At 73.8% G+C, this 21,206-nt stretch carries 13 protein-coding genes and 1 riboswitch; of the genes, 6 read left to right on the top strand and 7 right to left on the bottom strand.

What is annotated here, in order from left to right; genetic code table 11:
• Positions 1 to 73 precede the first annotated feature (73 nt).
• Both IG02_RS0108815 and IG02_RS0108810 read left to right on the top strand, forming a co-directional pair.
• Positions 74 to 1,162 carry a PP2C family protein-serine/threonine phosphatase gene (locus tag IG02_RS0108815; protein ID WP_051764715.1) on the top strand — a complete coding sequence of 363 codons (1,089 nt, stop codon included), beginning with the start codon at positions 74 to 76 and terminating at the stop codon, positions 1,160 to 1,162.
• A gap of 400 nt (positions 1,163 to 1,562) precedes the next feature.
• A riboswitch (cyclic di-AMP (ydaO/yuaA leader) is annotated at positions 1,563 to 1,715 on the top strand.
• A gap of 11 nt (positions 1,716 to 1,726) precedes the next feature.
• Positions 1,727 to 2,773, top strand: a complete 1,047-nt coding sequence (locus IG02_RS0108810) for a M23 family metallopeptidase (protein ID WP_030743905.1) — start codon at positions 1,727 to 1,729, stop codon at positions 2,771 to 2,773.
• A gap of 245 nt (positions 2,774 to 3,018) precedes the next feature.
• On the opposite strand, the gene IG02_RS0108805 is transcribed toward IG02_RS0108810, so the two are convergent.
• The 4 genes from IG02_RS0108805 to IG02_RS0108790 form a co-directional block, all read right to left on the bottom strand.
• On the bottom strand, positions 3,019 to 4,317 hold the full coding sequence (locus IG02_RS0108805) for a PrsW family intramembrane metalloprotease (protein ID WP_051764714.1): 1,299 nt from the start codon (positions 4,315 to 4,317) through the stop codon (positions 3,019 to 3,021).
• A 226-nt stretch (positions 4,318 to 4,543) separates the two neighbouring features.
• Entirely contained in the window at positions 4,544 to 5,293 is a 750-nt protein-coding gene (gene trmB / locus IG02_RS0108800) for a tRNA (guanosine(46)-N7)-methyltransferase TrmB (RefSeq protein WP_234314688.1), read from the bottom strand.
• 211 nt (positions 5,294 to 5,504) lie between these two features.
• A complete protein-coding gene (gene lhgO, locus IG02_RS0108795) occupies positions 5,505 to 6,722 on the bottom strand; it encodes an L-2-hydroxyglutarate oxidase (protein ID WP_030743899.1) in 1,218 nt (405 codons plus the stop codon).
• A gap of 359 nt (positions 6,723 to 7,081) precedes the next feature.
• Positions 7,082 to 8,608 carry a hypothetical protein gene (locus IG02_RS0108790; protein ID WP_030743897.1) on the bottom strand — a complete coding sequence of 509 codons (1,527 nt, stop codon included), beginning with the start codon at positions 8,606 to 8,608 and terminating at the stop codon, positions 7,082 to 7,084.
• A 796-nt stretch (positions 8,609 to 9,404) separates the two neighbouring features.
• Here IG02_RS0108790 and IG02_RS0108785 point away from each other — a divergent pair.
• Positions 9,405 to 11,519, top strand: a complete 2,115-nt coding sequence (locus tag IG02_RS0108785; RefSeq protein ID WP_030743895.1) for an asparagine synthase-related protein — start codon at positions 9,405 to 9,407, stop codon at positions 11,517 to 11,519.
• 240 nt (positions 11,520 to 11,759) lie between these two features.
• On the opposite strand, the gene IG02_RS36100 is transcribed toward IG02_RS0108785, so the two are convergent.
• Together IG02_RS36100 and IG02_RS0108770 are read right to left on the bottom strand one after the other, a co-directional pair.
• Complete coding sequence (locus tag IG02_RS36100) at positions 11,760 to 13,727, bottom strand: sigma-70 family RNA polymerase sigma factor (protein WP_051764712.1); 1,968 nt, start codon at positions 13,725 to 13,727, stop codon at positions 11,760 to 11,762.
• Positions 13,728 to 13,993: 266 nt separating this feature from the next.
• On the bottom strand, positions 13,994 to 14,806 hold the full coding sequence (locus IG02_RS0108770) for a TetR/AcrR family transcriptional regulator (protein ID WP_030743891.1): 813 nt from the start codon (positions 14,804 to 14,806) through the stop codon (positions 13,994 to 13,996).
• 336 nt (positions 14,807 to 15,142) lie between these two features.
• Between IG02_RS0108770 and IG02_RS0108765 the strand changes: the two genes are divergently transcribed.
• Both IG02_RS0108765 and IG02_RS0108760 read left to right on the top strand, forming a co-directional pair.
• Positions 15,143 to 16,612 (top strand): NAD(P)/FAD-dependent oxidoreductase, encoded by a 1,470-nt coding sequence (locus IG02_RS0108765; protein WP_051764709.1) that lies wholly within the window; start codon positions 15,143 to 15,145, stop codon positions 16,610 to 16,612.
• A gap of 233 nt (positions 16,613 to 16,845) precedes the next feature.
• Entirely contained in the window at positions 16,846 to 18,747 is a 1,902-nt protein-coding gene (locus IG02_RS0108760; RefSeq protein WP_030743888.1) for an ATP-binding SpoIIE family protein phosphatase, read from the top strand.
• Between the two features lie 21 nt (positions 18,748 to 18,768).
• Here IG02_RS0108760 and IG02_RS0108755 read toward each other — a convergent pair whose 3' ends face one another.
• A complete protein-coding gene (locus IG02_RS0108755) occupies positions 18,769 to 20,100 on the bottom strand; it encodes an MFS transporter (protein WP_051764708.1) in 1,332 nt (443 codons plus the stop codon).
• Positions 20,101 to 20,246: 146 nt separating this feature from the next.
• On the opposite strand from IG02_RS0108755, the gene IG02_RS0108750 reads away from it, so the two are divergent.
• A complete protein-coding gene (locus IG02_RS0108750) occupies positions 20,247 to 20,813 on the top strand; it encodes a MarR family winged helix-turn-helix transcriptional regulator (protein ID WP_030743886.1) in 567 nt (188 codons plus the stop codon).
• Positions 20,814 to 21,206: the final 393 nt, after the last annotated feature.

Raw genomic sequence — 21,206 nt, 5'->3', positions numbered from 1 at the left:
TGACAACCCCGGCAGCGGACGCGGCGGTCATGCTCGGAGGCCTCGCCGGGGCGCCGCCGCCGGGCGCCGGCTCGTGCGCTACCTGCCCGCCCTCGTCATCGTCGCGGGGCTGCTCTTCGACTACCTCACCCCGTCCCGTATCACCGCCTCACCCCTCTTCGCCGCGGCACCGCTCATCGCCGCCCCGTTCTACTCGCTGCGCGGCACCCTGATGGTGGCCGTCGCCGCGCTGCTCTCCGAACTGGGACTGCATCTCTACGTCGGATCCGCCTACAAGGTGGAGTCGATCAGTGAACTGCTGACCGTCCTGGTGGTCGCCGGCCTCGCGCTGTACATCAACGGTGTCGTGCGCCGCAGCGGTCAGCGCCTCGCCTCCGCCCGCATCATCGCCGAGACCGCGCAGCGCGCCGTGCTGCCCCGGCCCGCCGAGCGGATCGGCGGGCTGCGGGTCGCCGCGCGGTACGAGGCGGCACAGGAGGGCGCGTTCATCGGCGGTGACCTGTTCGCCGTGCAGGAGACGCCGTACGGGGTGCGGCTGGTGGTCGGTGACGTACGGGGGAAGGGACTGGTGGCGGTCGAGGCCGTGGCCGTCGTCATCGGAGCCTTCCGGGAGGCCGCCGAGCAGGAGACGTCGCTGGAGGGGGTCGCGCGCCGGCTGGAGCACTCGCTGACCCGCGAGATGCTGCGACGGGAGGGGCTGGACGCCGTCGAGGGCTTCACGACGGCCGTCCTCGCCGAGATCCCGCCCGACGGCACCGTCGTCCGGCTGGTGAACCGGGGACATCCGGAGCCGCTGCTCGTGAACGGCGACGGCGCGGTACGGACCCTGGCACCCTGCGACACCTCGCTGCCGCTCGGGATGAGCGAGCTGGGCGGGTGGCCGGACCGGATCGAGCAGGCCGCGTACCCGCCCGGCGCGACGCTGCTCTTCTACACGGACGGCCTCTCCGAGGCGCGGAACCCCCAGGGGGTGTTCTACGTCCCCAGCGAGCGGCTGGACGGGCGGGTCTTCCAGGGGCCCGACGAAATGCTCCAGGCGCTGATCGACGACGTGCGGGTGCACACGGGCGGCGGCAGCCAGGACGACATGGCGCTGCTGGCGGTCACCAGGCCCCCCGAGGGAGCCCCGGAGCGCCGCCGGACCATACCGATCGTGCCGTGACGGCCCGCGGGGACCGGACGGGCGGGGGCGCCGTGACGATCCGGCCGGTCCGCCGGACACCGACGGGCATCGCGAGGCGCCGTCGGACCGTGCGGGGGGCCGCGGGCAGCCAGCCGTATCCGGGCACCGCCGGGCACCGTCGGCCGCCGGTAGTCGCCCTCGGGCGCCCATGGGCACCGTACGTAATCGAAAGATCTCCCTCCGCATAACAGTTGACATACCGTCAGGTTTGTTGTCGCCCCCGAAAAGCGGTCAACTCGCCCTGTTGTGCCCGCGTATGCGCTGGTGCGTCCGTTGCGAAGTTGTTAACGATCACTCGGAACAGCTTGGAATAAGGCCCCGACGTCTATTAACGTTCGATAACGCAGCGCGGTCGTCCCAGTCGTCGCCAGAGACGACGCCGTGCGCGGCGCCGAATCCCGCAAGGGAACCGGGGAACCACCACATGGGGTGAATCGGACGTCTTTTGCCGCCCTGGCGGCCGAAGCGCCCGTAGGAGACCTTCCTGCTCCGAACCCGTCAGCTAACCCGGTAGGCGAGAAGGAAGGAAAGGAGCACGCCCCAGTGGCGTCCAACAAGCCTGCCCCCGCGGCCACCATCGAAACCCACTCCTTCGCGGCGACGGACGCGACGAGGGAGTCGGAGGCGACGTGGGGGGAGTGGAATCCCACCGCGGAATCCATTCGTCCCGTCCGCGGCAGGCACCGCGTGACCAGCAAGCGCAACGGGCTGGCCCGCAGCTCCACCGTCCTCGGCGTCGGCGTCATCGCCGCCGTCGGCGCGGGTGGCATCGCCACCGCGCAGGACAAGCCCGCGGTCTCCATATCCCTGCCCGACGCCATCGCGGACAATCTTCCGGACGCCTCCTCCCTGCCGGGCATGAGCTCGCTGGCGACGGACGACTCCGAGACCGAACTCCTCGCGAGCGCGCCGCTCACCACCGCCGGGCTCACCGCGGAGGACGCGGAGCAGGGCACCGCCGACGCCGGCGAGGCGCTGCGCGCCCGTATCCTCCAGCAGGCCGAGCAGCAGCAGTCCGCGGCCGAGGCGGCGCGGCTGGCGGCCGCGGAGACGGCGGCGGCCAAGAAGGCCGCCTCGGACGCCGCCAAGCAGCAGTCGCAGGCCGAGAAGGAAGCCGCCGAGGCGAAGAAGAAGGCCGAGGAGGAGGCCAGGGCGAAGGCGGAGGCCGAGCGCCTGGCCAAGCTGGCCGCCAGCTTCTCGCTGCCGACCTCCTCGTACACACTGACCTCCACCTACGGTGAGTCCGGCTCCCTGTGGTCCTCCGGCTACCACACCGGCCTGGACTTCGCCGCCCCGACCGGTACGCCGGTCAAGGCGGTCCACGGCGGCACGATCAAGTCGGCCGGCTGGTCCGGCTCGTACGGCTACCGGACGGTCCTGGAGCTCGACGACGGCACGGAGATCTGGTACGCCCACCAGTCCTCGATGACCGTCAGCGCCGGCCAGAAGGTCACCGCGGGCGAGGTCATCGGCCGGGTCGGCGCGACCGGGAACGTCACCGGCGCGCACCTGCACCTCGAAGTGCACACGGCAGGCGGCTCGGGCATCGACCCGATGGCCTGGCTCCAGAGCAAGGGCGTCACTCCTTGATCCTCGTAATCCCCGGATCTCCGTGATCCTCGGGACCCCGTGATCCCCGGGGCCTCGTGATCCTCGGATCCCCCTGATCCACAGCAACGTCCCCGCCCCGGAGGGCCGGCCGCACACCGCGGACCGGCCCTCCGGCGCGTGGCCATCTGCTGTCGGTCGCCGGTGCTCGGTCCTCGGTCCTCGGTGCCGTCCGTCGGCAGTCGGGAGTCGGCGGTCAGCCATCCAGTCGTCACCGGCCCCCACCGCTACTGGCGGTAGGGGTTGTAGTCCTCGTAGTCGACGTACTGCGGCGGTACGGCCATCCGGCCCGTGGCCCGTGCCGCATACGTGAGCGCGGGCCCGGCCGTCTCCCTGCGCTGCCACAGGTGGTGGAGCAGTTCCTGCTCGCGCGCCACGAAGTCCGGCTCCGCCGAGCCTCGGTGGGCCCGGTGGCGCAGGAAGGCCAGTGAGGTCGCGAACGCCTCGTACTCCCCGACCGAGCGTGCCGCCGCCGCGCCGTACGTCCGCCTCGCGAAGTCACGTGCCATCGTGCGTGCCCGCATCGAGGAGAGCGCGTGCGCCGCGGCGGGGGCGAGCCAGCCGGCGGCGGCGTACGCGGGCAACTCGGCCGCTATCGTGCGCAGCTCGCGCTGCCGGGTCCATATCGACAACCAGGTCAGCAGCGCGAACACCGGTGCCATGAAGGCTCCGTAGACGATGTAGAAGCCGAACGGTCCGAAGAGGCCCGTCGAGCCGTTCCACAGGGCGTGCATGCCCATGGCGAGCGCCAGACCCAGCAGCGGCAGGACGACCCGGCGGACCCTGCGGCGCCCGGCGGCCGCTGCCGCCAGCCCGAATCCGATGCCGGTGAGCACGGTGAACAGCGGGTGTGCGAACGGGGACATGACGACCCGCACGAAGAAGGTCGCGACCGTGACGGAGGCGAGGCCCGAGCGGCCCATGTTCTCGTCCTCGCCGAAGGCGTTGCCGAGATACAGCACGTTCTCGGTGAAGGCGAAGCCGGTGGCGGTGAAGCCCGCGATCACGACGCCGTCCACGAGCCCGGTGAAGTCGCGCCTGCGGAAGAGGAAGACGAGCAGGACCCCGGCCGCCTTGGCGCTCTCCTCCACGACCGGCGCTATCACCGTGGCGCCGAGTGATTCGGCGCTCGCCGGGTCGGCGGTGGCGGTGGCGATCCACTCCGTCGCGAAGGAGTTCGCGATGATCGAGATCAGGGCCGCCGCGCAGGCGCCCCAGGAGAAGGAGAACCACAGGTTCGCCCAGGGGCCCGGCTCGACCCGGTCCAGCCAGCGGAAGGCCGCCAGGAGGAGCGGCACCGGCAGGACCGCCAGACCGAGGCCCACGACGAAGCCGCGCGTGCCGGTCTCGTCGCGCACGAGCGCCAGGATCAGCAGCCCGCAGAGAGCCAGCAACGTGAACACGGCGGCGGCCCGGAACGCTCCGTGCCGCCAGAACGCGCGGCGCGGCCGGTAGCGCCCGCGGCCCGGGGCCGGCACCGCGGCCCACAGGTCACCGTCCCGGAGCTGCCGCTCGTACACGGGCATCTCCGGGCGGCCGTGCGGACCGGTGGGGCCGGGGGGTTGAGGATGTGGTTCTGACACCTGACGACCCTAACGACGACGACCGACATCGTGACGACCGACATCGTGACGACCGACATCGTGAGGACGGACCAGCGCCATTACCTTCGGTCACACCTGGGGCCGCCGCCCCGGGGCCCCGCCAGAGGCGCACGCCCGGGGTCACGCGTCCGCCGCCAACGGGTCCCGGTCACTCCGCGAGTGGCTCCTCGGCCCGGCGGAACAGCAGGTCGTGCACGACATGCCCCTTCTCCAGGCCCTGCCCCTCGAACCGGGTCAGCGGACGGTACGCGGGCCGTGGCGCGTAGCCGCCACCGGGCGCGGTGTTCTCGAAGGCCGGGTGTGCCGTGAGCTCCGCGAGCATCTGCTCGGCGTACGGCTCCCAGTCGGTCGCGCAGTGCAGTACGGCACCGGGCTTGAGCGCTCCCGCCGCCAGCGTGAGGAACTCCCGCTGGATCAGCCGCCGCTTGTGGTGCCGCTTCTTGGGCCACGGGTCGGGGAAGTAGATCCGCAGTCCGTCGAGGGACGCGGACGGCACCATCTCCCGGAGCAAGATGATCGCGTCCCCGTTCGCCACGCGTACGTTGGTGAGCCCGGCGCGCTCGGCGAGACCCAGCAGGTTGCCCTGGCCCGGCGTGTGAACGTCGACGGCGAGGATGCCGGTGCCGGGGTCGTCGGCGGCCATCCGCGCGGTGGCCTCGCCCATCCCGAAGCCGATCTCCAGGACGACCGGCAGCCCCCCGAACATCTCGTCCAGGTCCAGTACCCGCTGCCCGTCGATGTCCAGGCCCCACACCGGCCACAGCCGCCGCAGCGCATCGCCCTGGCCCGCGGTGACCCGGCTGCGGCGCGGCTGGAAACTGCGGATGCGCCGCTCGAAGTGCGACCCGGCGGGATCGGCGGCGGGCCCGGACCCGTCCGGGAACATCCGGCTCATCATCCGGTCACCGGCGCTGGGCGCCGCACCGGTCGGCCGGCCGTTCTCGGTCGGCTGGGCCGTCTCGGCCATGTCAGTCATCTCGGTCTTCTCGTGCTCGGCCACAGTGCTTCCGATTCTACGGAGACCGGGCCGCCCCCTGTTTTCCCCTTTTTCTCCCGCTTCCTTCTGCCTTCTCCTGCTTTCTCCCGTTCTCCTCCGGTCGTCGCCCTCCTCAGCCCGCGGTCAGCAGCTCCAGTGTCCGGCGGGCCACCTCGCGCCCGATGGGCAGGGACGCGGTGGCCGCGGGCGACGGGGCGTTCAGGACGTGGATCGTGCGCGGGCGCCGGGCGATCAGGAAATCGTCGGCCAGGGTGCCGTCCCGCAGCACGGCCTGGGCGCGTACGCCGGCCTCCGTCGGCCGCAGGTCCCCGTCCTCGACCGCGGGCAGCAGCCGCCGCACCGCCGTGGCGAAGGCGTGCTTCGAGAGGGAGCGGTGCAGCTCGCCCGCCCCGTACCGCCAGTGCCTGCGGGCTATCCGCCAGGCGCCCGGCCAGCCGAGCGTCCCGGCCAGCTCGGCCGGGCGTACGTCGGACCAGGCGTACCCCTCCCGGGCCAGCGCCGGAACCGCGTTCGGCCCCACGTGGACCTGTCCGTCGACGCCTCGGGTCAGATGCACCCCGAGGAACGGGAAGGCCGGGTCCGGCACCGGATAGACCAGCCCCCGAACGAGACCGGGCCGGGCCAGTTCGTAGTACTCACCGCGGAACGGCACGATCCGCATCTCCGGCTCGTCGCCCGCCAGCCGCGCCACCCGGTCGCAGTGCAACCCCGCGCAGTTCACCAGCGCCCGGGCCCGGACCACCTGGCCCGTCGCCGTACGGACCGCGACGCCCCAGGGGCGGCGGTCGACGGCCGCGACCTCCGCGCCGTACCGCACGGACGCGCCCGACGCCTCCGCCGACTCCGCGAGCCGGCGCGCGACCGCCGTGAAGTCGCACACACCGGTCGTGCCGACGTGGATGGCCGCGAGGCCGCGCACCTGCGGCTCGTAATCGGTGATCTGCGCGGGGCCCAGCTCGCGCACCGGGATCCCGTTCTCCCGGCCGCGCTGGACCAGGGCGTGCAGCCGGGGCAGCTCGTCCCGCCGCGTGGCGACGATGAGCTTGCCCGTGGTCTCGTGCGCGATGCCGTACTCGGCGCAGAACTTGACCATCTCGGCACCGCCGCGCACCGCGTACCGCGCCTTGAGCGAGCCGGGCCGGTAATACACCCCGCTGTGGATCACTCCGCTGTTGCGGCCCGTCTGGTGCCGCGCGGGCCCGTGCTCCTTCTCCAGCACCACGATCCGGGTCCCGGGGGCGGCACGGGTGATCGCGTACGCCGTCGACAGGCCGATGATCCCGGCACCGATCACCAGCACGTCGCAGTCGAACCCGGCGCGTCCGCCCATCGCCGTCACCTCCCACCCCGATAGTGCACTGGCCCGCTGACAACGCGCTTAAACCCGTGAGCGCGCCGGTTCGACAGGAAAACGGGGGAGCCGGACCGCCGGGGCTCGTTCGGCGGCCGGGCGGTGGCCGCGTGGCGACCGGGCGGTGGCCGATCGAGCGCGGCCCGACGCGGCCGGAGCCGTGGCGCCGTAGCCGTGGCATCGCGGCCGTCGCGCCGCGGTCCTGACGTCACAGCCGTGGCGCCGCGGCCGTCGCGCCTCAGCCGTCGACCGGGCGGCCCCGGGCACGGCCGGGCACGACCCGGTGCCGACGGTCGCGTGCCCCCGGCACCGCCGGATGGGCCGGTGCGGCCCGCCCGTTACGCCGGTGCCACCAGCAGCGGGCGCGCCCGCTCGCGCAGTTCGACCACGCGCGGCTCGTCCCCGTACGGCTCCAGGCGGTGCAGCAGGTCCCGTACGTACTCGGTCGTCCGCGCCGACGAGATCCGCCCGGCGACCTCCACCGCGCGCGTGCCCGCCGCGCAGGCCGCGTCGAGATTGCCCGACTCCAGCTCGGCCACCGCGCTGACGACCAGGCGCAGGCCGTGCGAGCGCACGAACTCCTCCGTCGGCCGGGACAGCGCCTGCTCCGTGAACTGCCGCACCTGGCGCGGTGCCTTCAGGTCGCGGTAGCACTCGGCCGCGTCCGCCGCGAAGCGGTCGTACGAGTAGAAGCCCAGCCACGCCGGGTCCGCGTCGCCGTCCCGCGAGCGCTCCAGCCAGCCCTCGGCCGCCTTCAGGGCCGCCCCGGCCGCCACCGCGTCGCCCGCCTTCGCGTGCGCGCGCGCCTCCACCAGCCGGAAGAAGCTCATCGTGCGCGCCGTGGCCAGGCCCCGGTTGCGCTCCAGCGCCGCCTGCGCCAGGTCCACGCCCTCGTCCGCGAAGCCGCGGTAGATCGCCTGGAGCGCCATCGAGGCGAGCACGTAGCCGCCCAGCGGTACGTCGGCGGCGGCCCGGGCCAGGCGCAGGGCCTGGATGTAGTAGCGCTGCGCGGCCTCCTGCTGGCCGGTGTCGAAGGCCATCCAGCCCGCCAGCCGGGTCAGTTCGGCCGTCGCTCCGAACAGGCCCCGGCCCACCTCGTCGCTGTACGCCCCGAGGAGCAACGGCGCGGCGTCCACCCGCAGGCACTCCGGCACCATGGACGAACGCCAGTCCCCGCCGCCGTACTTGGAGTCCCAGCGGCGGGCGTCGGACGCGGCCTCCCGCAGCTTGGCGACATCGCTGTGGCCCACGCGCAGCGCGGATATCTCCCCCTGCGCGCCTCCCGCGCTCCCCGCGCCGCCCGGACCGGCGCCGTCCGCGCCCGGTCCGCCCCCGCTGCCCCCGGCGCCTCCGCCGTGCGCTCCCTGCGCCGCCTCCGCGACGGCCGCGTCCCGGGCCACCGAGGAGTCGGCGGGGGTTATCAGCCAGCGAGAGGCGGGAGTGGCGTAAGCGCTCACTGCGAAAGATCCGGCCAGCGACTGCCAGATGCCCCCGCTGCCCGCGCGCCGGCCCGCGAGGTCCAGCCGGTACAGCTCCGTCGCCGCGTGCACCGCCGCCCCGACGTCACGCGGGAAGGCCAGCCCGACCTCGGGGGCCGGATCCGCGTCGGCGAGGCCGATCTCATGAAGCGGGACGGGGCGTCCCAGTTTCGCCCCGATCGCGGACGCGATCAGATGCGGCGCCGCCCCCTGCGGCACCATCCCCTTGGACACCCAGCGGGCCACCGACGTCTTGTCGTAACGAAGGGTCAGACCGCGCTGGGCGCCGAGGTCGTTGACCCTCCGGGCGAGGCCGGCGTTGCTGATTCCCGCGAGGGCGAGAACAGTGCCGAGTTTTTCGTTCGGCCCGCGTTGCTCCCTGGACATGCGCCACCCCTCGACACAGACGGCCGCCGCGTCCGCGGCATAGGCGCGCGGCATTCGTAAACCCAGCGTAGTTCGACACATCCCGACCGTTAAGGGGCGGACTTCCGTATGGCGGGATTGTTGTCCGTGTCCCCGGGGGGCGTCGCGGGGCTGCGGGGCCCTTATCGGGGCCCCGTGCTCCGCCTGTGTGGCCGTGCGCCCGGCCGTGCGCTCTTCACCTGGATCAAGAGGGGGCGCTTCCATGAGACCTGCGTGGGTCGGCCCACTGCGTACTGGAACCAGTGGGCTGGGGGATACCGCCGCCCCAATCCCCGCGGGCGGCGGATCGGTCCGGGAGGCGTGCCGCGCCTTCCGGACCGAGCGCGCGCCGGCGTCGAAGCGCCGTGCGCGGCACGGAGATTGGCCGAATCATGCCCATCGGCCGAGGGTCATTTCTTCGCCATGTGGCGAATGCCAGGGGCGCATTCCTCTCGTCACCCGCGCTTCCGTAGCCCCTCCTGTGCGCTGTTGTCATGGCAGCATGTTCCCGAACGGCTCCGGTACGGGCTCGGGTCCGGCCCGGCAGCCGAGGATGACATGACGGACGGGGCAGGCGCGACGACACGACGGCATCGTCGTACGCGGCGGACACGGCGGGATCGTCGTACGCGGCGGTTCGGTCGAAGCGGCGGACGTGGCCGGACCGGTCGACGCGGTGGACGCGCCGGCACCGGTGGACGCCGCGGCCGCGGCGGTATCGGTGACGCGACGCACGGCCTCGTCCACAGGCTGTGGACGCGCGAACGTGGAGGCGGCGATGCGCTGGTTGGTGGGGTGGAGCAGTATCGCCGCGCGCTTCGGGACGGCCGGATCGGTCGGCCCGGTGGACGACATCGGCGACGGCGGCGGCACGGTGCACCCGGTCGGTTCCCAGCTCCTGTGGGGCGACCCGGACCCGCTGTGGGCCGTCGGCGACTGGCGGCCCGACGAGGTACGGGTCGTGACGGTCGACCCGTTCACCCGGCTCGCCGTGCTCGGCTCGTGCGGGGCCGGTGACGAGGAGCTGCGGGTCGGCCTGTTCGCGGCGCGCGGCGGGGCGCTGCGCCATCTGACCGCCTGGCCGGGCAGCTACACGGCGGTCGCCCAGATCGGCCGGCGGGTCACCGTCGTCGGTGACCTGGCCGGCGCCCGGCCCGTCTTCTACACGCCCTGGGCGAACGGCACGGCGTACGCGACGGCCGCCCTGCCCCTGGCCGACCTGATAGAGGCCCAGCTCGACATCGGGCACCTGGCGGCGCTGCTGGCCTGCCCCGAGACCCCGGAGGCGCTGCGCGACTCCACCCCGTACGAGGGCGTGAAGCGCATCCCGCCGGGCCACGCGCTGGTCCTGCGCGAGGGCTCGCGCGAGATCACCGGCTACGAACCGGTCGCCTCGCTCGCCGTCGCGGGCCCCCAGCGGGACCCGGACCTGGCGGTCGAGGGCGTACGGGACGCGCTCGTCGACGCCGTACGGGCCAGGCTCCTGGCGCCCCGGCACGCGCCCGAGACGACCCTGCCGCCCGACCCCGGGCCCGTTCCCGGCATGGGCCCCGCCGACCGGCGGGCGGCGCGCGGGGCGCCGGTGCCCGGCATCGGCGCGGACCTGTCCGGCGGCAGCGCGTCCGCCACCCTCGCGCTGCTGGCCGCCGGGCTGCCCGGCGCGCCCGGCACCGTCCTCGGGCACGGCACGGGCGCCGGGGAACGGCTGCTCGCCGTCACCTTCAACGACCTGTCCTCCGCCGGACACGACGAGGCCGAACTGGAACGGGCCCGCGTCATGGCCGCCAACCCCCGGCTGCACCATGTCGTCGTCCCGGCGGGCGACGAGGCGCTCCCGTACGCCGAACTGGAGGGACCGCTCACCGACGAGCCGGGGCCGTCCCTGGTCACCGCCGAACGGCACCGCCGCCGGCTCGCCGCGGGCAGCGCCGACCACTTCACCGGCGGGGGTGCGCGTGAAGTGCTCGACGCGCACCCCGCGCGCCTGGCCGATCTGCTGCTCGACCGGCGCAGACGCCACCTGTTGCAGCCGGTCACCGCGCTCGCCCGGGCCGAAAGACCCTCGCCGGCCTCGGTGTTCATCCCGCTGACCGTCTACCGGGCCGCCCGGCGCCTGGCCCGTACGCCGTACCGCTCCGGCCTCGAAGAGGCCGCCGCCCGGCTGCCCGAGGCCAACAGGGCTCCGCTGTCCGCCGCCGCGAACGGCCCGCTGGGCGCTTCGCTGGCCGCCATGACCTGGTCGAGACCCGGGCCCGCCGCGCGCTGGCTGACGGGTGAGGCGCTCGCCGAAGTTTCGGTTCGGCTGACGGGCGCGGCGACCCGGCCGACCTCCGTCCAGCGCCCCGGCGAGGCGCGCGCCCGCGCCGCGCTGGCCCGCCACGCCGCCGACCACCGGGTCTTCGAACAGGCCGCGGAGATCCGCAGCCAGCGCCTGCACGCCCCCTTCCTGGACAACCAGGTCGTACGGGCCTGCCGTGAGCTCCCCGAGGCGCTGCGGGTCCAGCCGGGCGCCCGCGCGGAGATCCTGCGCACCGTGCTCGCCGGAGCCGGTATCCACGACCTGCCGCCGGGCTGGGGCGCCACGTCCCGGCCGAGCGAGGCCGCGGCGGCCCACACGGGCCTGCGGGCGGCCGTCGGCGCGCTGATCACCCTCTTCGACGCGCCGCTGCTGGCGGACGCGGGCCTGGTGGAGGCCCGTGTCGTACGCAAGGCGCTGCGCGCGGCGGCGGAGGGCGAACCGGTCCCGCTGGACGGGATCGCGGACCTGGTCTCCACGGAGCTGTGGCTGCGGCGGCTGCTGGCGCGGCGCGGCACCTGCTGGACGGGGACGGCGGCGCCGAGGCAGCGCGCGGTGGCGGGCGGAGTGGTGCCGAGGCCGTCGCTGCACGGGTGAACGCGGCCGCGGGCGACGGGAGCGCGGGACGGGCGCCCGCCACAACCGCCCGCCGTCCCCGTACACGGAGAAGCGCGGTACACGGAGAAGCGCGCGGAACCGGTGCCTGGTGCCGCGTCAGCCCGGGCTCGCTCCGCTCGCCGCCCCGGCACGGCCATCCGCGGCGTTGCCGAACCGACCGGGCAGGCCCACTACGGGGCCGATCCGGCGCCGTGCGGCTGACCGCGCCAGGACGCCCCGCTACCGGGTGGACCCGGGCTGACGCGGCGCCGACGTCGGGTCGTCCACCGCGACCGAGGCCGTGTACGCGGCGCGGGGGCGGTCGAGGCCGACGGTGACGGACGACCCGGCCCGCACGGTCGCGCCGTGGCCGATGCGGACGCCGCCGACCGACACGCCGACACGCTGCCGGAGCCGGCCGCCGCCGTCCGGCCGCACCTCCGGTTCGGTGCCGTCGCCGAGGACGGCGTACGCCAGCAGGCTCAGCCGGTACTCGGCCGACGCGGGCGGCGGTGGCTCCGGGCTCGGCGGGGAGCCGGGCGCGGGGGTGGGCGGGACCGTCGGCCCGGGGGCCGGGGACACCGGTGGCCGCGCCGGCGGCGCACCGGCGGGCGGTGACGCCTTCGGAGGTGGAGCCGGCGCGGCCACCGGGGCGTCGGGCGGCGCCGGCTTCGGGGCGGTGGAGGGGGCGGGATTCGTCGGCGGAGGGGTCGGAGAGGCCGGAGGCACCTGACTCGGCGCGGGCCGGGGCGCGGCCGGTTCGGCCGACTCGGGCCGCGCGGGCACGGGGGAGCGCGGGACGACGGGCTGCGCGACCGGCGGCCTCGCCTTCGGTGGCGCGGCTTGCTCGGCGTCCCTGACCAGCGCGTAGACGAGCCCGGCGGTCGCCGCGACCGCCAGCAGCCCGGCGATCCCCGCCTTCAGCGGGGCACCGATCCCCTCCGACACGGCGGCGCCACCCTGCCCTCCGCCGGAAGCACCCCCACCGGCTCCACCGGCTCCACCGGCCCCACCCGTTCCGGCCCCGGCGGACGCGCCGCCGCCCGCTCCCGCTGCCCCGCCCGCCCCCGTGGCCACGGCCGCACCGCCCGCGCCCGAAGCCCCTGCCACCGCACCGCTGGCTCCCGTCGCCGCGGCGGCCGCACCCGCTCCCGCCGCTCCCGCGACACCGCCCGCCACGGCTCCCGCGGCCTTGAGCGAGAAACCGGCGGCGAACCAGCCGATCACCGCGACCGGCAGCAGCGCCGGGATGGCGCTGTTGACCTGGGCCAGCTCCCCCGCCGCGAGGCGGCACTTCGCGCACTCCGCCAGATGCTTGCGCAGCCCGCGCTCGGCGCGTGTCCGCAGGCCGCCCCGGGCATACGCCCCGAGCCGGTCGGCGTACCGGGCGCAGTCGCCCCCCGAGGTGAGGGCGGCACTCACATGCGCCTGCAGATATGCCTGCTTGAGCCCCTCGCGCGCCCGGCCGGCCAGGACGGCTGTGGCGTTGGCGGACAGCCCGAACAGCGGCGCGACCTCGCTCGGCGACTCCTTCTCGACCGTCGTGTGCCAGAGCACCGCCTGCCAGCGCTCGGGCAGGCTCCGGAACGCCCGCACCGCCATCGAGCGTTCGGCCTCGCGCATCGCGAGCACGTCGGCACCCAGGTCCGTCGTCTCCTCCTCGGACACCTCACAGGCGCGGCCGGACTGCGCGGCGAACACCGCGAAGTCCTCGACCAACTGCTCCCGCCGGGCGGACCTCGTCCAGCTCGCGGCCACCCGCCGTACGGTCGTCAGCAGATACGCCCGCACCGCCTGCTCGGGCCCCGCACCGCCCCGTACGGCCTGTAACGTGCGGGCGAAGACCTCTGCCGTCAGGTCGTCGGCGGTATGCGCGTCCCGGCAGCAGGTACGGGCGTACCGGCGCACGGCGTTCGAGTGCCGACGGAACAGTTCCGCGTACGCGCTGTCGTCGCCGTCGCGCATCCGCTGCACCAACTCGCCGTCCGACGGCGGAAGTCCGACGGCCCGTGAGGCGTCCGTCGCCCATGAGCCGTCTTCCGCCCGGGAGCCGGCCCCGGCCCCGGCCCCGGCGTCGCCCCCGCCCGCGCCTGCGCCCGGGGTCCCGCTTCCTCGTCCCCGTCCGCCCTGGTCCGGCACCTGCCGGTCCGGCGCCCTCCGGGCGTTCCCGCCGCCACCGAGCGATTCGTCCCGTCCGTCACCGCTCATCGCGGAAGCCCCCGTAACGCACCCGCGCACACTTCACGCGCGCTTTGACCCCAACATCGGGTCAGCGTGCCACAGTGCGTCGCGCGGCCCAGCCCTTCGAGCCCGCAACCACTCGTCCGGGGACGTTTCCGGAGAAGGAGCTTTGACCTTCACCCTTCCGGGGAATGGTCAACGCCGTTCATCTGCCAGTCAGTTCGACGGCGCCCCCCTCGCCGCGGGGGGCGCCCCCACCGCTCACGCGGGCCGACCGGTCCGACGAGCACGGCTCACGCGGGCCGGGGCCGCAGTCCCTCCAGCAGGATGTCGAGCAGCCGCGCCGAGGCCGCCGCCTGCTGCGCCGCGTCCGGCAGCGAGGGCGCGGCCGTGGCTATCACCAGCAGGATGTCCGCCACGGTCACATCGCCCCGCAGCTCACCCGCCTGCCGCGCCCGGTCCACCAACTGGCCCACGACGTCCAGCAGTTCCACCGCGCCCGGGTCATCCGCCGGCGCGTCCGGGCTCCCTCGGCCGACCACGCGCAGATCGGGCTGACCGGCCTGCCGCTGCTGCGGCACCCGCGCCTCCTCGGGCACGTCGCGCACCCCGCCCGCCGAGGGCCCGGCGGTCTCCGCCGTGTCCTCGCCGTCCACGCCCACCCGCAGCACCTGCGGAGGAAGCAGCCGGCCCGCGCCCGACGCCACCGACGTACGCAGGAACCTGGAGAGTGCCGGCCACGGCTCGTCCTCCTGGCCCAGGGCCGTCCGCGCCTGGTCCGTGAGCCGGGACGTCTCCTCCTCGGCTATGCGCCGGACCAGCACGTCCTTGCTCGGGAAGCGCCGGTAGACCGTGCCGACCCCGACCCGGGCCCGCCGCGCCACGTCCTCCATCGGCGCCCCGTATCCGAGCTCGCCGAACACCTCACGGGCGGCCCGCAGAACATGCTCCAGATTGCGCTGCGCGTCCACGCGCAGCGGTGCCGACCGGCCGACAGCGGCCCCGGCCCCGCCGACTCCGGTCCCCCCGCCGCCCGTCCGCCCGGCGCCGGACGCGCTCACCGCGCCGACAACGGCCTGGCCCTGTAAATCCTGAATGCGTGTCATTGTTCCCCCGGTACATGATGTCTCCCCCCGGAGACTCCCCGCCCTGAGTCCTGGCAGCACGCTGCCGGACCGGTCGGAGGCTGGACACTCCGACGACATACGAACATAGTTGAGCCCGGGGCAATTCAGAAGAGGGTAGTTCCGCACATAGCGCCCCCTGATCGGAGCAAGACCGGCGAGACGCCTTTCCGCCCCCGGTGCCCGCCCCCGCCCGCCCCGCTGACCTGCACCCCTGCCGGCAGCCCCGGGCCCTTCCCCGCCCGCCGCCCGCCGCGGCCTCCGGTCACACAATCTGTCGTGCCTGTGGACAAACACCGGGGCCCGTTGCCTCATGGGATGGTGAAGGCTGAGATCTCCGAGGGGACGACCCCCGCACCAGCGTCCGGAGCACGCGTTCTCGTCGTCGGCGGCGGCTACGTCGGGATGTACACCGCCCTGCACCTCCAGCGGAAGCTCAAAGCCAAGGGGAGGAAGAGCAGGAGCGGGGACAAGGGGGGCAGAGAACACGGTCGGCCGGGGCAGCACGGCGCACAGGATGAAGCGGAGATCGTCGTCGTCTCACCCGACCCCTATATGACGTACCAGCCGTTCCTCCCCGAGGCGGCCGCCGGGAACATCTCGCCCCGCCACGTCGTGGTCCCCCTCCGTCGCGTGCTCCCCGGGTGCACCGTCCTCATCGGCGAGGCCACCGCCATCGACCACGCGCGCCGCACCGCCACCCTCAGGACCCTCGGCTCCGAGGCGGAGGGCGCGGGCACCGTCGAACTTCGCTACGACGAGCTGGTGCTGGCGCCGGGCTCCGTCTCCCGTACGCTGCCGGTCCCCGGCCTGGCCGACCACGGCATCGGCTTCAAGAGCGTCGAAGAGGCCATCGGCCTGCGCAACCACGTCATCGAGCAGATGGACATCGCCTCCTCCACCCGTGACCCCGCGGTCCGGGACGCCGCCCTGACCTTCGTCTTCGTGGGCGGCGGCTACGCGGGTGTCGAGGCGCTGGCCGAGCTGGAGGACATGGCCCGCTACGCCACGCGGTACTACCACAACGTCAAGCCCGAGGACATGAAGTGGATCCTCGTCGAGGCCACCGGACGGATCCTGCCCGAGGTCGGCGAGGAGATGGGCCGGTACACCGTGCGCGAGCTGCGCGCCCGCAACATCGACGTACGGCTCGACACGCGCCTCGACTCCTGCGAGGACCGGGTGGCGGTCCTGAGCGACGGCGCCCGCTTCCCGACCCGTACGATCGTGTGGACCGCGGGCGTCAAACCGCACCCCGTCCTCGCCGCCACCGATCTGCCCCGCGACGCGCGCGGCCGGCTGCGCTGTACGGCTCGGCTCGGCGTCGAAGGCGTCGAGCACGCCTGGGCGGCCGGTGACGCCGCGGCCGTACCCGACCTGACCTCGGACGAACCCGGCAAGGAGTGCGCCCCCAACGCGCAGCACGCCGTACGGCAGGCAAAGGTTCTGGCCGAAAACATCCTGGCTTCCCTGCGCGGCGAACCTCTCCGGGACTACCGTCACGCTTATGCGGGTTCGGTCGCGTCGCTCGGCCTCCACAAGGGTGTCGCGCATGTCTACGGCCGTAAGCTCAAGGGCTATCCGGCCTGGCTGATGCATCGCGTCTACCACCTCAGCCGCGTTCCCACCTTCAACAGGAAGGCCCGAGTCCTCGCGGAATGGACTCTTTCCGGACTCTTCAAACGGGAGATCGTTTCCCTCGGCTCACTGGAACACCCGCGCGCCGAGTTCGAGCTCGCCGCGGGCGGCGAACGTCCCAAGGACAGGAACGACACGGACGACACGTGAGGCTCGGGCCCGGTCGGCACGTACGACCGGACCCGGCTCCGGCCTCGTGGGTACGACCGGCCTCCCGCCCGTGGGCCGGGCCTCACCGGACGTGTGACCATAGGTGGGCTCCTACCTGCACAGAGTGATCCGCCGGCCCCTCCGAACGACCAGCAAAAGCCCCGCGGTACGCGGAACCGCAGTACCGCCTACGCCGCCCACGCAGCGACACGACACCATGAGGCTGAGAATCCGTGAACTTCACGCGTTGGAGCGCCCGGCTCCCCGGTACACAGCGCCGCGCCGCAGCGCGGACGGGCCGCGGCGCCGTGCCGGCGGCCCGTGGTGAGTACGAGCGGCAGCCCGGGACCGGGCCCGAGCCGGACCCGGAGCCCGAGCCGGACGTCCCGGCGCTGGAATCCCTCGCCGTACGCGAACTGTTCGACGGCCTGCCCGCCCTTGTCGCACTCGTGTACGGGCCGGACCACCGCATCGCGTATGTGAACGACGCCTACGCGGCGGCCTTCGGACCGCGAGCCACCGGCGGCACCGCGGCGCGGTGCTGCCCCGAGCTGGCCGAACTCGGCCTGTTCCCGCTCCTGGACCAGGTGCTGCGCAGCGGCAGGCCCCGTACGGTCAAGTCCCGCAAGGTCAAGGTCCTCTCCCCGGCACAGCCGCACGAGCCGGGCGGCCGCCGGGAATCGGCCGACGCGTCCCCCGACGGCAAGCCGGCCAAGACGGCCACGTCGAGCCTGCCGGTCACGTCGTCCTCGGACGGCGTTCCGGAGCCGGAGCCGGACCCGGCCCCCGGGCCGGCCGCCGCCCGCAAGCAGGACGAGGACCACAAGCACCATCGCGATCGCAAGCAGGATCGTGACCGCAGGGCCGGACACCACCCGCGGCCGCCCGCCCCGCGCGGCGAACGCTCGTACACCATCACCTGCACCCCCGTCGACTGCCAGGGCACCGGCGGTGTGCTCGTCTTCGCCGCCGACGTCACGGACCACGCCGAGGCCGCCGAACGGCTGCGCACCAGCGAACGCCGGCACCGCCAGACCGCCGTCACCCTCCAGCGCTCCCTCCTCCCGCAGGAGCTGGAGCAGCCCGACGACCTGCGAGTGGCCGCCACGTACCAGCCGGGCGGCGCGGACGCGGCCGTCGGCGGCGACTGGTACGACGTGATCACGCTCGGAGCCGGACGTACCGCCCTGGTCATCGGCGACGTCATGGGCCGCGGCGTCCGCGCCGCGGCCGTCATGGGCCAGCTGCGCACCGCCGTCCGCGCCTACGCCCGGCTCGACCTGCCGCCGCACGAGGTCCTTCAACTGCTGGACGGACTCGCCGCCGAGATCGACCCCAACCAGATCGCCACCTGCGTCTACGCCGTCCACGACCCCAACGAGGGCCGGCTCGTCTACGCGTCCGCCGGCCATCTGCCGATCCTCGTACGGAGCGAGGACGGAACGGTCAGGCGTGCCGAGGAGCCGACGGGACCGCCGCTCGGCACCGGGGGCTGGCTGCACACCTCGGGCTCGATCCCCCTCCCGCCCGGTTCCACCGCCGTCCTGTACACGGACGGTCTGGTCGAACGCCGCGGCGAGGACATCGACGAAGGCGTCGCCTCCCTGGAACGCGCGCTCTCCGGCGCGCGGGGCACGCCGCAGGTCGTCTGCGACCGGCTGCTCCGTTCCCTCGGCATCGCCGCCGACCACGACGACGACGTCGCGGTGCTCGTGCTCCAGCACCCGGCCCGTACGGGAGCCGACGCGGAGCTCTTCCACAACGCGGCGCTCGACCTGCTCGGCGGCGTCGAAGCCGCCCCGCGCGCCCGCGCCTTCGCCACGGGTGTGCTGGCCTCCTGGCGCTTCCCGGTGGAACTGCGCGACCTGGGGGTGCTCGCCACGAGCGAACTGGTCGCCAACTCCCTCCAGCACGGCACCCCGCCCATGCTCCTCAGACTCCGCCGTACCGACCGCCGGCTGATCATCGAGGTGACCGACGGCGACGACCACCTGCCGCGCCGCCGCCGCGCGGAACCGGCGGACGAGGCGGGCCGGGGCATCTCGATCGTCGCTTCGATCGCCTCGTCCTGGGGCTCGCGCCGGACGCCGGGCGGCGGCAAGGCGGTGTGGTGCGAATTCGCCCTGCCGGAGTGAGCGGGCCGGCCGAGCGGTTCCTCATGGAGAAACGGCCTTCGTCGCGTCCGGGTCCGGCAGGTGCCGCGCCACGACCCGCGAACCCGCCGCGAGGAACGGCTGGTCCTGTACGGGCGTGAGCCGCCGCCCCAGCCGCAGCGCCAGCACGGTGACGCCCAGCGAGAACAGCACGAACGTCACGACGTACGGCCCGTGCAGGGCCGCGCCCATCGGCCCGCCGACCGCCGGCCCGACCGCCAGGGCAAGCTGTTTGACCAGCGCGAAGACCGAGTTGTACCGCCCGATCATCGACGGCGGCGCCAGGTCCGCCACCAGCGGCGCCACGGTCGGGGACAGCATCGCCTCACCCAGCCCGAACAGGGCGTACGTCGAGACGAACGCGACCGTCGCCAGGTCCTGGCCGCCGAGGCCCAGCCCGGGCCCGAGCCCGGCGTACCCCGCCAGCAGCCAGGCGACGGTCCAGATCAGTCCGACCAGCGCGATCACCCGGCTGCGCCGGCGGCGCTCGACCAGCCGCAGGACGGCGAACTGCGCGATCACGATCACCGCCGTATTGGCGGCCAGCGCGATGCCCAGCGTCGCGGGGTCGATGCCGGCGGCTTCGGTCCCGTACGCGGCCAGCCCGGACTCGAACTGCCCGTAGCAGGCGAAGAACATCACGAACCCGAGTCCGCACAGCTGCACCATCGCGCGATGACCGAGCAGCGCCCGCAGTCCACCGCCCCCGTCCCGGCCACCGCCGCCGACATCGGCCGCGCCGCCCCCGTCTCCGGCGCCCGGCAGGGAAACGGCGGCGGTAAGACGGGCCGGCCTCGGCAGCCGTACGGTCAGCGCCACGGCGGCGAGAACGAGGAACATCACGGCCTCGACGGAGAAGAGGAGGGTGAAGCTCCCCGGCCGGCTCTCGTCGACGATCTGTCCGCCGATCAGCCCGCCCACGCCGAGCCCGAGGTTGGACAGGAAGAACTGCGTGGCGAACGCGCGGGTGCGGGAATCCGCTCCGGAGCACCACACGATCATCGTGGCGAGCGCCGGCTGCATGACCGCGGTCCCCGCCCCCAGCAGGGCGGCGGCCGGCACGACGGCCGGTACGTTCTCCGCCACGCCCATCGCGAGGGCTCCCACGGCCGCCACCACCGCGCCGCCCACGAGCACGGGCAACGGGCCGCGCCGGTCGATGACGCGCCCGGTGAAGGGCAGCACCACCAGCGCCGCCAGCGCGAACACCGCGAGCACGGCACCCGCCGTGCCCGCTCCCAGGCCCCGGACCTGGGCCACATACACATAGAGATACGGAACCGTGAACCCCAGCCCGAACGCGCTCAGCGCGTTCCCCGCCTGGATCCGGCGCATGGCCGCGCGCGTCGCCGTACCCGTCGTCCTGGTCACACTCACCTGCCTCGACAGCTTGAAGATGAAGACTTCGAAGATAAAATTCGAGGCTCAACAATACACATTCAAGGACTTCAACGCGACGTGGGGCGTGGCATACTGCCCCGATGTCCGACACCCCCGCGAAACCCGCCGCGCCGGGTCTCCAGGAGCCGAGCCTCGACGAGCAGATCGCCGCGTACCAGCGCGAGTTCCGAGACCTCGACCCCCAGGTCGAGCAGATCGTCTCGGCCCTCGGCCGGCTGAACCGCCGGATGAACGTCGCCTACGGCCGCCAGGTATCCGACCTCGGCATCAGCAACACGGAGTGGGAAGTGCTCAAGACCCTCGTGGTCTCCGGAGCCCCCTACCGCCTGGGCCCGGGGGAACTCGCCAAACGTCTCGGTCTCACCCCGGCCGCCATGACCCACCGCATCGACCGCATGGCGGGCGAGGGCCTGGTGACCCGCGACCGGGACGAGACCAATCGGGTACGCGTCATCGTCGAGCTGACGGACGAGGGTCGTACGAAGTGGCTGGAGGCGATGCGGATGGCGTCGGCCTTCGAGGAGGACCTGCTCCAGGACCTCTCGGGTGAGGAACGGGGTGTGCTCGGGGAAATGCTGATCCGGCTCCTGCGCCGGGTGGAACACGCCCAGCCGGACGCCGGCGGTCGGCTGACGGACCTGGACTGACGGCCCGGGGCCGGTGGGACCGGGCGGGTCCGGGCCGGGGCCGTGCTGCCGCGCAAGCCCTCGTTTGACAGGCCCTGAGCCGATCCGTAAGGTGCTTCGAGTTGTCACGGAGCTGGAACGGTTCTGCGACAGCCACTCCCGCCGCTTGGATGCGGCACCAACACTCAGCACGACTCCCGGCCGGGGTCAATTTGGGCATGCCGAAATTGATTTCGAATGACTCGATTATGAGTTGCCTACGGAATCCGCTAAGGTTTGGGACGTCGGAACGGCGCAACAGCCGGGAAGACGCAACCCGCTGACTGGGAATCAGGCCCGAAAGGATCTGATAGAGTCGGAACCGCCGGAAAGGGAAACGCGAAAGCGGAGAACTGGAAAGCGAAACCCCGCTCC

Origin of the sequence: Streptomyces sp. NRRL F-5135 (genome assembly GCF_000719775.1) — a bacterium.
Classification (GTDB): Bacteria; Actinomycetota; Actinomycetes; order Streptomycetales; family Streptomycetaceae; genus Streptomyces; species Streptomyces hebeiensis.
The sequence above is the reverse complement of the archived record's forward strand: the minus strand, read 5'-3'. Positions and strand labels throughout refer to the sequence as shown.